Consider the following 12,599-nt stretch of genomic DNA (forward strand, 5'->3'; position numbering starts at 1 on the left):
CTGGCAAATGGTCTGAGTGTTTTAATTCAGTCACAAGGAAACCATGATGGTTTCCTTGTTTTCATCAAGGAAGAGTATGAAAAAACGCAAATACCTCACTCATATAGAAGTCGAGCAAATGATAGATGCAGTTCCCCACGGCCCCAATTCTGCCCGCGATCGTTGCATGCTACTCATGTGTTTTATCCACGGTTTACGCGTTAGTGAACTGCGCGGCTTGCGGTTAGAAGACATTGATCTTAATACCAACCGCCTGCACGTTGCCCGGCTGAAAAACGGCTTTTCCGTTCAACACCCGATTCAGATCCGAGAACGCCTGGCGATCAAACAATGGCTCAGACAGCGCCCACACTACCTAGAGGCCGACAGTCCATGGCTGTTCTTGTCACGCCATGGCGGACAGATATCACGCCAACAGCTTTACCGCCTGATGAAAACCTATGGCCAACTCGCCGGCATCAGCGTTCAGGTACATCCGCATATGCTGCGCCACTCCTGCGGCTTTGCCCTGGCGGATAAAGGCGTCGATACCCGGTTAATTCAAGATTACCTCGGGCATCGAAATATCCAAAACACTGTCATTTATACCGCGAGTAATGTTGAGCGCTTTCGGGTCATACATATCTAAGCCTACCCTCAACGCGCCCACATTATTACTCTAGCGATAAACGCTATTTTTTATTGCCGGCTGCACTGTCTGCTGGCAATACATCAAGGATCCTGATGTTATAAACCATGGTAGATCCCGGAGGAATATCCGGAGCCAGCCCCTTATCGCCATATGCCAGTTCAGGCGGTACCACCATTGTCATCGTGCCATGATTTTGTAATTGCTTAATGGCATCACGGAACATAACTGGATAACTGCTTAGCGGCTGTGAAATAGAGGTGCCAGCAATATCCATATCTTTAATCACTTTGCCGTTGGTCAGGCTTTCCTTCACAACGACGGCGACCGTATCACTGTTGCCTATCTTCCCGGCGCCAAGGTAATCGATCCGGTAATAGAAGCCGCTTGAGGATTTCTTGACGCTCTTATTCTTCCTGAACTGTTCAACATAGCGCAGACCTTGTCGTTCAGTTTCCGCTTTTAGCTTCTTCTCCTTCTCATTCAGCGCCACTTCTGTTTCATAGAGCGCTTTAGCGATTTTGTCCTGTGCCAGCTTGTTCTGGCCGACCAAAGCATCCTGAACGCCGGAAAACGCCATTCGCTCATTGATTTTGATCCCCTGAGCGATCTTCTCTTGCAACAACGCTAGCACGTCATTGCCCAACGAACTGCCGATTGCATAATCGCGGATCTCGTTAGCCGTTTTCGGCGGAGCCACGACATCTTTGCGAGCGACTCGCTCTTTCTTCAGCACAGCCAACTCCTGCTGTAGCACAGCATGTTCTTTTTCTTGTCCCTTAGCCTGGGACACCAGCGTCGTCAGCTGTTTCTGCAGCTCAACGCCATTTTTCTTGCTCTCTTCCAGTGCGCCTTGCAGCGTGGCGACGTCTTTATCTTTCGTCTTGCCTTGCGCCGCCAGCGCCGTCAGCTGTTTTTGCAGTTCGGCGCCACTTTTTTTGCTCTCTTCCAGCGCGCCTTGCAGCGTGGCGACGTCTTTATCTTTCGTCTTGCCTTGCGCAACCAGCGCCGTCAGCTGTTTTTGCAGTTCGGCGCCACTTTTTTTGCTCTCTTCCAGCGCGCCTTGCAGCGTGGCGACATCTTTATCTTTCGTCTTGCCTTGTGCAACCAGCGCCGTCAGCTGTTTTTGCAGCTCGGCGCCACTTTTTTTGCTCTCTTCCAGCGCGCCTTGCAACGTGGCGACGTCTTTATCTTTCGTCTTGCCTTGCGCAACCAGCGCCGTCAGCTGTTTTTGCAGTTCGGCGCCACTTTTTTTGCTCTCTTCCAGCGCGCCTTGCAGCGTGGCGACATCTTTATCTTTCGTCTTGCCTTGTGCAACCAGCGCCGTCAGCTGTTTTTGCAGCTCTTCGCGTCCCTTGATGCTTTCATTCAATGCCTTCTGCAATACCTCGGCATCTTTTTCTTTTGTCTTACCTTGGGATATCAGAGTCATCAGCTGTTTTTGTAACTCCGCGCCGTGCTTTTTGCTTTCCTCCAAAGCACTTTGCAACACCGCATGACCTTTATCCTTACGTTTTCGCTGCTCGGTTATCGCCACCAACCGCTTTTGCAACTCCTCAGCATGCTTTTGGCTTTCATCCAGCATCGCCTGCATAGATTTATGCTGTTTGAGCCGCTCATCCTGTGCAATGGTCAACGCAGCAACCTGTTTCTGTAACTCTGAACTTTGTTGCTGACTCTTCTCCAGTGATTGCCGTAACCTGGCGCTATCCTGCAGCTTGTCACTTTTCGCCGTATTCATTGCCGACAACTGCTGCTGCATGTTTTCCGTTTTTTGTAAGCTTTCCTGCAATGATTTTTTCAGGCGATCCACTTCAGCACGTGAATCACCATCCACCCGTGCAGCCTCACGCAGCTTTTTGAGCTCTCTGCCCTGTTTAGCCAACGCGGCGTTAAGCTGATTGATTTTCGCCTGCTGCGACTTCAACTCTCGTAAAGAAGCGGCGTTTTGCTTCGCCGCTCGCTTATCCAACTGGTTACTACTTCTGACTTGCTGTTTCTGTTCCGGTGGCGAATCAATGGCCTCCAATTGAGCAGGCGTCAGTAGTAAGAGCGCTGGCGCATCGTCAACTCTGCGGGTGATGGCATCCAGCGACTGTAACGTTTGCTCATCACTGAAGCTGTTCGCTGCCCCGGCGCCAAACGGCAACGTCAGGGCAAACAAAAAGCCATACTTAATCCCCTGATTCACTTCACGCTCTCCCCTTTACGGATCAACGCATCAAGCACATCACGCTCAATCATCGAACAGGCCTGGTTCGTTTTGTATTTATACAGTGCATCGAGCGTATCCTTAGTCAGGGCATTAACATCACCGCGCACGGCGCCATACACCGACACGCTATTCAGCAGACTGTCAAAATAGGCTTTGCGCAACGCATAGGCTTTAGGATTCACCTTTTTCAGCGACGCCAGTTCACTCTGACACAGGCTAATGCGGTTCTCTTTCTTTTCTGGCGGCGGCGATGAGGCTACAGGGGCCGGCGTAGGCGTAACCATCACAGGTGGAGATACCAGGCTGCGTGGTTTTTTACTCTGACACCCGGTAAGCAACAGGCTCCCCGCCATCATGACGCCGATCAGCAAACGCGCACGTCCATTGGTTATCTGCAAATGTTTCACTATTTATTACCTTTTCCTTTCTCACTAGAGAGCGACCTGTAGTTGCTTCCTTGGCCTATGCCATCATTAGCGGCGGCAACCTTGTTTTTACTGTTTATCAATCGATCCGTTCGTTGACGCTCTAGCGGCTCACCATTACGTTCGGCTATCAATACACAATTTGAACAGCGGCAACCGTTGACGATACTGTTTTTCCAACATGTCACGCATCGCAACCAGTTCAGCGCTATGCCTGATTCCCAGTTTGCGCATAGCTTTATTTTTCAGCGCGACGATCGCCTTTTTATTACGTCGCATCTTCAAGGCCGTTTGCTGCAATGAATGACCGTTAAGCAAATAACAGAGCGCCTGTAGTTCCGACATGCTGAGTCGTTGGGATAACGCACTGGCGTCCAACTGGACTGCCAAGGTGCTTTTCAAACCGTGGTGTTCAGAGGCTCTCTCAACACATATTTGCGCCAATACATCATTAATTTCATTTAATGAATCATGTTGGCTGACAATCCCGTTAATATGCAAGGCATTCAGCTGCTGTAATAAAAATGGGATATAACCATCAATGATGACCACAATCGGCATTTTCGGCCGGAGGTTACGCAGCGCCTCCAGCATCAGTAAACGTGCATGCCAATCTGACTGCCGCATGCTGAAAGAGATAATCAGCATATCGGCATGCTGTAATAACCGCCGACAAGCGCCGGACAGAGAACCTAAATGCAAAAACTCTCGCTTCTGTGACAAACCACGTGTCAACAACAGCTCAAGCCCGTAAGCGGTTAACTGGCAGGAGACGAATAGTGCAATGCGCGATATTGATTGGCTGTCTACCGTCATATCCTTATCCGTGAAAGGCAAATAACCACTACGCCAAGTAATCAACGACTATTACAAACGCTGCCGATACCATTACTCACTCACAACAAACTGCTGAGTGATATTTTTCTTGAGCGAAAACAGTTCGCTGTCATTTTTCACCTGTAATTTACGCATGGCGTTACACTTGTGCGCGCTGATCGTTTTAATACTGCGTCTCTGCAGTTCCGCGATCTGACGTAGGCTCATGCCATTAAATAAAAAGGTCAATACATCGTTTTCACAACGTGTTAAATGGTGCAGGTTGTAAATTTCTTCGCTGTCATTGCGCGCCAGGCAAGCGCCTATTAATGGACTCAGCACGCGTTCTCCATCAAAAACACGAGTAAAGAATTCACCAACCTGAGGCAATGTATCATCACGGGCGATCACACTAACATTAACCTGCTCCAACAGCGCCTTTAACTCGTCACCAGCTTGACAACGGGTATATACAATGACCCTCAGCGACGGAAGTTGCACACATAGTTCTAATAATTTTTTCCGTCCCTCGGCAATTGTCTCATTCAACCCACTCAGTTCGGTAATAAGGATGTCTGTAGGTTGATACAGCAGTGCTTCAGAAACCGCCGACATGCTGGTTTCCTGCACAACTATCTGACTTGGAGCATTAAGACCTTCAATGAAACTCGATAACCCGACTAATGTTAACGGGCAGCGGTCCATTAAGGCGATAGTGGTAGAATTGGGCGTTAAAGGCTGCATATAGACCTCCTGTCTCAATAACTTGCATAACCCATTCGAGAAAAATTTTCCGCCATTGAAGAATCAGCAGGCAAATACCGGACCGGTTTTCGCCATCCATTTCCCTTGCAGAAAGAGCTCACCATCATTGTGAAACCCCAATTTCAGCATGGCATTGCGCTTATGTGTACTGACGGTCCTCACATCACGGTGCATCATCAACGCTGCGGCAGTGACGCTTTTACCAGAGAATAAATATGTCAGTACATCCAGCTCGCGCGCAGTAAGCGCCTTACCGCCGATGGACTGATTAGCCAGTAGCTGACGTACCTTATGGCTATAGCTACGACGTCCAGCCAATACCTGCTGAACACACTGCGCCAACGCAATGGCCGGCTCCTGTTTCAGCACTAACCCTTTGACACCTGAGACGGTGAGCAACTGCAATACCCGCGGATCATCAAGCGCGGTGCAAACAACGATCGCCGTTGAGGGCCAGTGTTCCAGACACAGCGAGATCAAGCGCAACCCGTCTAATACGGATTCAGACTCGCCACACAATTCCATGATCAACAATGAGGTCGGCTGGCTGCGCATCAAATTGGGAATGGCAGCTAGATTATTAACATGATTGATATTTTCTGGCTGTGTACAGGACTGCGCAAGAATATTACGCATGCCGAGGGCCGTCATCGGACAGGCTTCCATCACAATAACACCCTGTTCGCTTTTTCCATTGATGCCAGGCGAGTGGGCGCTCCCCCGTTGATAAGAATGAGCCATCGTCATAGCAATCCTCCCTGTTCCTTGTGGGATCGATCTATTACACATTTACAGATGCAACAGAAATAGCACTAACTATTAATAATCATCCTGACGGAGTAAATTGTTCTTTTTGCCATCAGTCTTGCATGCATATAAAAAGAGAACATGCTGATAAACGGAAACAGAAAAAATGATAACAGCATGATTAATTCCACTTAATATACCTCACCATATAACGCTCTAATAAAGCCCCTCGGCATTCGGAGGGGCTTTGATTATGAGGTAAGGTTTATTACTCGTAGGTGAAGGCAACCATGACCGTACCCACGATAGAACCAGGCGTTGCGCTACCTGCAGTAGAGTAGGCACGAGCCTGCAGGTTATAAGTCGTGGCATTGTTCACGATGGTCTGCTTCAGACTCTTGCCGTTGCCCAAACCGGTACCACCGGTAGCATCTTGCAAATCAATTTGCACGCTTTTTGCCTCGCCGGTGTTTTTATACAAATTAGCACTTTCCTCCGATGGCGTGCCGCTAAATGATGCCGTGACGGATGTGGTGGTTGTCGGGCAATCCTCCAGAATCAGTTGGAAAGGTTTCCACTCGGTAAAAGTATTCGCCTGCCCCAACGTCGCCGCCTGGATGTTATCACCCAAGTTTACCGAGATGCCGCTGCCGGTATCGTTAACCACATTACACGGTGAAGCCTTGATGGTACCAGTAATATTTAACTGGGTATCCGCCAGTGCAGCATGGCTCATCCCCAACGCAGCGGTCAGTAATGCCGCGATGCTACCTTTAATTACGTTCAATTTGAGTTCCTTCATTAGTAATATCCTTATAAAACACTTACAACACACAGCTTAACTACACCTATGAAGACTTATTCAATCTCAACCCGGATCGTTGCCGTCGAGTTAAACACCCCAACTTCTGGCAGTTTATTCGTGGTATTAACCGGATAAAGCGTCATTTCCGTTTTTCCGGTTTGCTCTGCATAGTTCATGACTACGGGGAGCTGACCGCCATTTGGCGCAACAACATTCCTTTCTGCATCTTCGATCTTAACGGCTATCGATTCATTATCGCTTTTTAACGCATCCAACTCAGTGGCGTCAGCTTCCCCATTAAATGAAAGGCTGACTTTGACCCCATCTGAAATATTTCGGCATGCCAGCGTTAACTCTTGATGATACGGAGTGAAATCTTTCGGCATCTTCCCCTTATCTTTAAATCTGGCCGACATGATTTCACCGAAGTTAATGACCACCGGCTGCGGACTGATTTCACAGTTCTGCGGCACGGTTACCGTACCGCTCATGGAAACGCGCGCTACCGGCTGCGGACTCTTCACGCCAGAAGTCGATGACATATAAATCTCAAGCAGAGGAGTCAGTGGAATCACCTGGACGCCAACAAATGGCCGGCGAAACATCAGATTAACCTGACCAGTAGCCCCACTGTCATACTCATTTTTTGGTGAATTACAAGCCACTTTATACTTCACTGGCATATTGTTTGATTCATTAGAAAATGGAACCTTAAGCCTTTCATTCCTATCACCAGCAATATCTACCGCACTAGCCACAGACAAATAATTATTTAATACATAGTACGTCCAGCCATCCACCGCCTTATCAAGCACAGGCAACAACGATTCAGCAGTAAAGTACGCTTCAATCATCTCATTACAACCGCACTCCGCAATATATCCTTCATATAAATTCCAATTTCCTTTCGAGGCATCATGAATAATCACACCTGGCCTGTTGTTTTCCGGATCGGTATATTTCGCATCAAAAGGAAAATAAAATTCTTTCGTCCCTTTAGTGTTTACACAAGTTCCCGGCATCGGTGCGGCCAACGCCTGAGAAGCTGCGCCGATACCCAAAATAGCCAATCCGGAAATAATGGGTAATCTTTTAAACAGTTCAATAAATGTCATAGCTATAACCTTATAAGCACTGAGCGTTAGCCGTACGGATCGTGGAATTCTGCACAGGGGCCCCCAAGCTGTAAGTCACCTGACACTGCTGCGAGGCTCCGTTGCCCCATTTCACATTCAGCTTGCCGCTATCCGTCAGACCGGACAGGTACACCTGACCACTATCGCCGACGATTGCGGCACTGTTATCTGGGTTGAGCAAATCGGTGACGGTAGCGCCAAACGGCACCGCAGCACCACCTTGACGCAACAGCGTCATCAACACGCGTTGGCCGATATTGGCTTTAAATTCCGCGCGTACTACGGCTCCACGCGTTGGCACTACCGACTGACTGGTTAATGCAATATCGACATCGTCCGGCAGCGTCGTGGTATCCAAGTTGATATTGTTGCGGCGGTACGGCGACTGATACGGCACTATGGCGTACCCCCGCCAGTCGGTACTTACACCCGTCTGGTTTTGAATGCGAACGCCTTTCGCGCCCGGCGCTTTGACCAATGCAATGGTGTCACCCAACGGCTGGGACAGCGTCAGACCATTTTCATGCAGCACAATACCGCCCTGCAGACCATAGCTCAGGCGCTGCATATCACGATCGTAGCCATAGCCTACGCTTGCCTGCCCCAAGCCGCCGCGATAATCAACGTTGGCATTACCACTGGCCCCTTGCCCCTGACTGGTATAGCCCTGACTGATGCTATAACTCAGGTTACGCCTTTCCAATGCGGTACCATGTAACCCAACCCGGTTCGAAGTATTGCCGTTGCGGCTGCTGTTAACGCTATAGGTTGCGTTAGCCCCCGGCAACCAACGGCTGAGCGGCACGCTGACGTTGAAGGCCACAATATGGTCTTCGTTATTGGTGCGGTAGCCATCGCTGTTATAACCATTCTTGGCATAGGTGTAATACAGCCCGTAGCTGACGCCAGACCAACTGTTGTTGTAACCCACGCTGGCAGACTGGCTGCGACGACTGTCGTTCCAGAACTCTTCGTTCATTAGGCTCAACGACAACGCGCCGGCACCTTCCCACAGGTTCTGGTTCATGGTGAGCTCAGAGCGGCTCTTCTTATGCAATGGGAAGCGGATCGACGCACCGTTGGTATAGGTTTCCAACGCTTCCTGCATGGTGTAGAAACCTTTGGTCGAATAGCGGTAGCTTGCCAGGCTGAAGCTGGTGCCCGTTTCGGCAAAGCTCTTACCGTAGCGCAGACGCCATGATTGACCATGCTCTTTTGGCTGCAACTCTGGTTTGGTCCATGCCTGCGTCACATCAGCTGACAAGGCCCCTAACAGACCGAGGTTCTGCCCCCAGCCCAATGCCAACGCCTGATATTTACTGGCAGCCTGAATACCCCCGTAGAGCGTCGCTCCCCACGGTAGGCCATAAATGCCTGTCGCCTGGGTGAATGGCCGCTTGTCTACGTCATTAAGGTTAGAGCGGAACTGGCCGCTGGCGATGTTGTATTTGAAGCGCCCTTCACGCTGCAGTACCGGCACCGAGGCAAACGGCACCGTTATATTCTGTTCGCTGCCGTCTGCTTCCTTGATCGTGACCTTTAAGTCACCACTCCCCGATGTCGGGTACAGGTCGTTAATTTCAAACGGTCCTGGCGACACATAGCTCTGATAGATCACATAGCCGTTTTGTCGGATGGTGACCTGCGCGTTGCTTTTGGCAATACCACGCACCACTGGCGCATAGCCTTTCATGCTGTCTGGCAGCATATCATCATCAGAAGCCAACTGGGCGCCGCGAAACGGCATGCTGTCGAATACATCGCTCGACGAACTGCTATCGCCAAGGGTAAGGCGACTTTTTAACGCAATAATATCGCGCTGTAGATAGGTATTAATGGAACGCCACTGCTTCTCGCCATTGCTATCGCGGTTCCAGGTAGAATAGTTCCGTAAACGCCACGCTCCCAGATTAAGCCCGGAACGCAGGTTCAGATAATAACTGTCACTGTCACGGCCGTCGCCACGCCGTGCTTTATTATTCGCGCCGCTGAAACTATAGTTAGCCAGCAATGCTGGTATGCCAGAATTCCATTTTTTCGGTGAAACGTAACCACGCGCCCGTATTTTAAGGGCGGCCTGAGGAATACTTAATTCCAGACGCTGTTGGTTGAAACGAAAAGTCGATGAGGCCTGAGGAATCACCTGAGCGATATCAACGCATTTCCCCCCGGATGTAATGGCAGGAATGGCATCAACGCGCACTCCCAAGGCTTCCAACAGTTCACTATCCAAGCATGGCTGCAAGCTGTTCCGACCACTACGATCCCGGCTCAGAAAGAAATCTATATCGCGAGTCTCCACCATTTCGCGGTTGACATAAATATCCACGCGATATTTCCCAGGTGCCTGGGTATCACCTGCCTCGAACACCGACAAATCAACGCCTCGTTGGTCAGGATTATCAATTTCCAGCAGCGCGGGGTTAAAGTAGTCACGTGCTTGCGCCAAGCCGGAAAAGCCCATCAACATCGCTACTTGGCAAGAGATCAACCAAGCCAGCTGGGTTTGTCTGAACCCTCGAGGGCTGCTACGCTTCGGGTTATTCATCCTTATAACTCCATTTTTCAGCGATGCCGACTCGCCGGCAGTCGCGTCCTTCCCCGGCACTGCCTGTGCCCAAGGATATTTATGTAAAGACGGTCAAAGTGCCTTATAAATTGGCCGTGAACGCTTTACTGGCCCCACCAAAGTCGTTAATAATTTTCCAAGTCAATGCACCGCCGGAATTACCTGACGGCAAGGTGAAACGCGCACTGGAACGCGGAGCAACCATCGTGGCGTCTTTTACCGCTACACCATTGACTTTAACGTCAAAAAAAGTGAGGTAATAAGGCGAGGGATTGGAAACCTGCAAGGCATTGCCATTACGCTGCCATGACACCTTTTGCGCGGCATCATTCAGCGTTCCCTCCAGACCCCGTGGCCGGTAAATCAGCTTGATACGCGTTTTCACCGCAATTTGCAGCGTATTATCCTGTTTCGGTGCGGAAGGGATCGATTTGATATTGACCCAATACAAAGACTCTTTATCTTCCGGCAACGCACCACCGGCTCGCACTATGCGCAGGATATTATTTTGTCCATCGTCCAGACGGAATAAAGGAGGAGTAATCACGAACGGTGCCTTAACGGCGCTGTTTTCGCCGGCATCAATCCAAGACTGAACCAAATACGGCACCTTGTCTGGATTGCTGATGCTCAGAGAGGATTCTTTTTTCCCACCGTCGTATACCACGCGCGTCCCACCGATGATCACACCAGCCTGGGCCTGAGCCCCCATAGTCATCAATAGCGCTGCGACCAGCGCACTCTGCCAAACTTTCATTCGTATTGCCTGCTTGGTTAAACCGTGAAGAAAACAACCAGGGCAGCCTGAACTACCCTGGCTGGATTTACGCCACCTGAGCCAAATTTCAGGCGGTTAAAACCTTACTGATACACGATGGTGAACTGTGCTACAGCGTTAGCGGAACCAGGGGTTACCTTGTTCGCCAGCGCGTAGTAGCTCGCCATAAAGTTCAGTTTGTTGTCTGCGGTGCTAACCAGAGGGAATACGGCAGAGTCCAGACCCAGGTTGATCACGTTGTTGTGCTCATCGGTAATCTGAATACCAACACCTTCAGCCATATCAGTGGCATCGGTCAGTGCCAGTACACCGTCGGCGCCAGGAACCATTTTACCGCCGAAGCGTACGGCGGCGGCCGTTACAGAAGCCGGGCAGTTTTTCAGAATCAGGCTGAAGCGTCTGTCGCCTGCGGTGACTTTGTCAGTTGAGCCTGCGCCAACAAACGCAGTTGTGGCGATCTTGCCCATGTTAACAGTCTGGTTCTTGGAGTTCGCATCGATTTCACAAGCTACATCGGTAATAGAGCCGGTGAAGTTAACCTGACCATCAGCAGCCAGAGCAGCGGTGGAAAACGCAGATGCGGCCAACACAGCAACAGCGAGCAGATTCTTTTTCATACTTCCTTTCCTTTAGAAATTAATGCATTGATATGCATTTGAATATTCCTGGCGTAACGTTACGCCATTCCTTGAATTTAGTTCATGAACCGCGGAAGCCACCTCAGCCGTAAGTTTGGGCAGTGTTAACTTTTCCAACCAAACGATTCATTTTGAACTAAAATGACTCATTCAGAATTTAACCCCAATAAATCATATAAAACAAAATAAAACTGGAATTTTAAACTGAGAAATTGAGTTAAATTAGATTTAAAAACCACAAAAATAACAGAGCGCTCTTTGTTGGGATTTTTCTGTGTGATTTATCGGGAGGAATCTTTGCTTGCCCTTGGCTGGGGAGAGCGGAAAAATCTCAGATAACACAATGTTCAAAAAGGATTTTTCACAGGGTGGTGAATTCTGCCATTACGAGTGTTGACATTATTTGGGGGCGAATTTAGAGTATGTTGCAATTTAGTTCAAAATGACTCATTAGTAATATTTAGTTACCTCCTAGTTACCAAACCTCTTTAAACCTCCTAGCATTACTCGCTGTATATAATACAGTATTCTGAATATTTCTATGTCCGAGATAATCCTGAATCAAACGCGTATCAATACCGCGATCGGCCAATGCATATCCGCAGCCATGACGCAGCATATGAGGATGCGCATTAACTTCAAGATTTGCCGCCTGACTGTAATTTCTAATCAACCAGTAGATCCTCTGACGAGAAAGCCGGGAACCTCGATTGGAAAGAAATAGCCATTCACTGTCTGCGCCGCGATAGTTTTTTCTCTTCGCCAGCCAGCGCTGCAAACATTTTCTTTCACGCACATATACTGGATGAATGGTCGAAAAACCATTTTTTAAACGATGGATATAGATATTCCCCCCTTCCAGATCGATGTCTGACAACCGCCAACTGTTGATCTCACTGACGCGGCACCCATGAATAAAACACATCCAAATCAAGCAATAATCTCTCTCCGGGTTCTTACCTTTCAGTGTTGCCTCAAGCAATTTCTCTACCTCGGATGGGGTCAGATGTTTGCGGTTTTTCATAGTGCCTCATTGTTTCTCACAAAGAAAATGTGGATGTATTAATTCCCTCTTTA

General features: G+C 49.1%; 12 protein-coding genes. 1 reads left to right on the forward strand and 11 read right to left on the reverse strand.

Features of this window, described 5'->3' with window-relative positions; translation table 11 throughout:
* The first annotated feature begins 76 nt into the window (after positions 1 to 76).
* Positions 77 to 628 (forward strand): tyrosine-type DNA invertase, encoded by a 552-nt coding sequence (locus D781_RS17310; protein ID WP_015673622.1) that lies wholly within the window; start codon positions 77 to 79, stop codon positions 626 to 628.
* 43 nt (positions 629 to 671) lie between these two features.
* On the opposite strand, the gene D781_RS17315 is transcribed toward D781_RS17310, so the two are convergent.
* The 11 genes from D781_RS17315 to D781_RS22995 form a co-directional block, all read right to left on the reverse strand.
* Positions 672 to 2,819 (reverse strand): FKBP-type peptidyl-prolyl cis-trans isomerase N-terminal domain-containing protein, encoded by a 2,148-nt coding sequence (locus tag D781_RS17315; RefSeq protein ID WP_015673623.1) that lies wholly within the window; start codon positions 2,817 to 2,819, stop codon positions 672 to 674.
* Complete coding sequence (locus tag D781_RS17320) at positions 2,816 to 3,250, reverse strand: hypothetical protein (protein WP_015673624.1); 435 nt, start codon at positions 3,248 to 3,250, stop codon at positions 2,816 to 2,818. Before D781_RS17320 ends, D781_RS17315 begins: the two co-directional genes overlap by 4 nt.
* Before the next feature lie 135 nt (positions 3,251 to 3,385).
* Positions 3,386 to 4,084 carry a chemotaxis protein CheY gene (locus D781_RS17325; RefSeq protein WP_015673625.1) on the reverse strand — a complete coding sequence of 233 codons (699 nt, stop codon included), beginning with the start codon at positions 4,082 to 4,084 and terminating at the stop codon, positions 3,386 to 3,388.
* 72 nt (positions 4,085 to 4,156) lie between these two features.
* Positions 4,157 to 4,828, reverse strand: coding sequence for a response regulator transcription factor (locus D781_RS17330; protein WP_015673626.1), 672 nt, complete (start codon positions 4,826 to 4,828; stop codon positions 4,157 to 4,159).
* A gap of 63 nt (positions 4,829 to 4,891) precedes the next feature.
* The gene (locus tag D781_RS17335; RefSeq protein WP_015673627.1) at positions 4,892 to 5,596 is read right to left on the reverse strand and encodes a response regulator transcription factor; all 705 of its coding nucleotides are present in this window, start codon (positions 5,594 to 5,596) and stop codon (positions 4,892 to 4,894) included.
* A 268-nt stretch (positions 5,597 to 5,864) separates the two neighbouring features.
* Positions 5,865 to 6,398, reverse strand: a complete 534-nt coding sequence (locus tag D781_RS17340; protein ID WP_015673629.1) for a fimbrial protein — start codon at positions 6,396 to 6,398, stop codon at positions 5,865 to 5,867.
* A gap of 56 nt (positions 6,399 to 6,454) precedes the next feature.
* Positions 6,455 to 7,516, reverse strand: coding sequence for a fimbrial protein (locus D781_RS17345; RefSeq protein ID WP_015673630.1), 1,062 nt, complete (start codon positions 7,514 to 7,516; stop codon positions 6,455 to 6,457).
* Between the two features lie 10 nt (positions 7,517 to 7,526).
* On the reverse strand, positions 7,527 to 10,085 hold the full coding sequence (locus D781_RS17350; RefSeq protein ID WP_015673631.1) for a fimbria/pilus outer membrane usher protein: 2,559 nt from the start codon (positions 10,083 to 10,085) through the stop codon (positions 7,527 to 7,529).
* 103 nt (positions 10,086 to 10,188) lie between these two features.
* Positions 10,189 to 10,863, reverse strand: a complete 675-nt coding sequence (locus tag D781_RS17355; RefSeq protein WP_015673632.1) for a molecular chaperone — start codon at positions 10,861 to 10,863, stop codon at positions 10,189 to 10,191.
* A 104-nt stretch (positions 10,864 to 10,967) separates the two neighbouring features.
* A complete protein-coding gene (locus D781_RS17360) occupies positions 10,968 to 11,501 on the reverse strand; it encodes a fimbrial protein (protein ID WP_015673633.1) in 534 nt (177 codons plus the stop codon).
* A gap of 496 nt (positions 11,502 to 11,997) precedes the next feature.
* On the reverse strand, positions 11,998 to 12,546 hold the full coding sequence (locus tag D781_RS22995; protein WP_015673634.1) for a tyrosine-type DNA invertase: 549 nt from the start codon (positions 12,544 to 12,546) through the stop codon (positions 11,998 to 12,000).
* Between the last annotated feature and the right edge of the window lie 53 nt (positions 12,547 to 12,599).

It is taken from the genome of Serratia sp. FGI94 (assembly GCF_000330865.1).
Taxonomy (GTDB): Bacteria; Pseudomonadota; Gammaproteobacteria; order Enterobacterales; family Enterobacteriaceae; genus Serratia_B; species Serratia_B rubidaea.

Coding starts and splice junctions, on each gene's coding strand:
- D781_RS17350 (WP_015673631.1), bottom strand. CDS start 10,085: ATGAATAACCCGAAGCGTAGCAGCCCTCGAGGGTTCAGACAAACCCAG.
- D781_RS17335 (WP_015673627.1), bottom strand. CDS start 5,596: ATGACGATGGCTCATTCTTATCAACGGGGGAGCGCCCACTCGCCTGGC.
- D781_RS17345 (WP_015673630.1), bottom strand. CDS start 7,516: ATGACATTTATTGAACTGTTTAAAAGATTACCCATTATTTCCGGATTG.
- D781_RS17360 (WP_015673633.1), bottom strand. CDS start 11,501: ATGAAAAAGAATCTGCTCGCTGTTGCTGTGTTGGCCGCATCTGCGTTT.
- D781_RS17325 (WP_015673625.1), bottom strand. CDS start 4,084: ATGACGGTAGACAGCCAATCAATATCGCGCATTGCACTATTCGTCTCC.
- D781_RS17355 (WP_015673632.1), bottom strand. CDS start 10,863: ATGAAAGTTTGGCAGAGTGCGCTGGTCGCAGCGCTATTGATGACTATG.
- D781_RS17340 (WP_015673629.1), bottom strand. CDS start 6,398: ATGAAGGAACTCAAATTGAACGTAATTAAAGGTAGCATCGCGGCATTA.
- D781_RS22995 (WP_015673634.1), bottom strand. CDS start 12,546: ATGAAAAACCGCAAACATCTGACCCCATCCGAGGTAGAGAAATTGCTT.
- D781_RS17310 (WP_015673622.1), top strand. CDS start 77: ATGAAAAAACGCAAATACCTCACTCATATAGAAGTCGAGCAAATGATA.
- D781_RS17330 (WP_015673626.1), bottom strand. CDS start 4,828: ATGCAGCCTTTAACGCCCAATTCTACCACTATCGCCTTAATGGACCGC.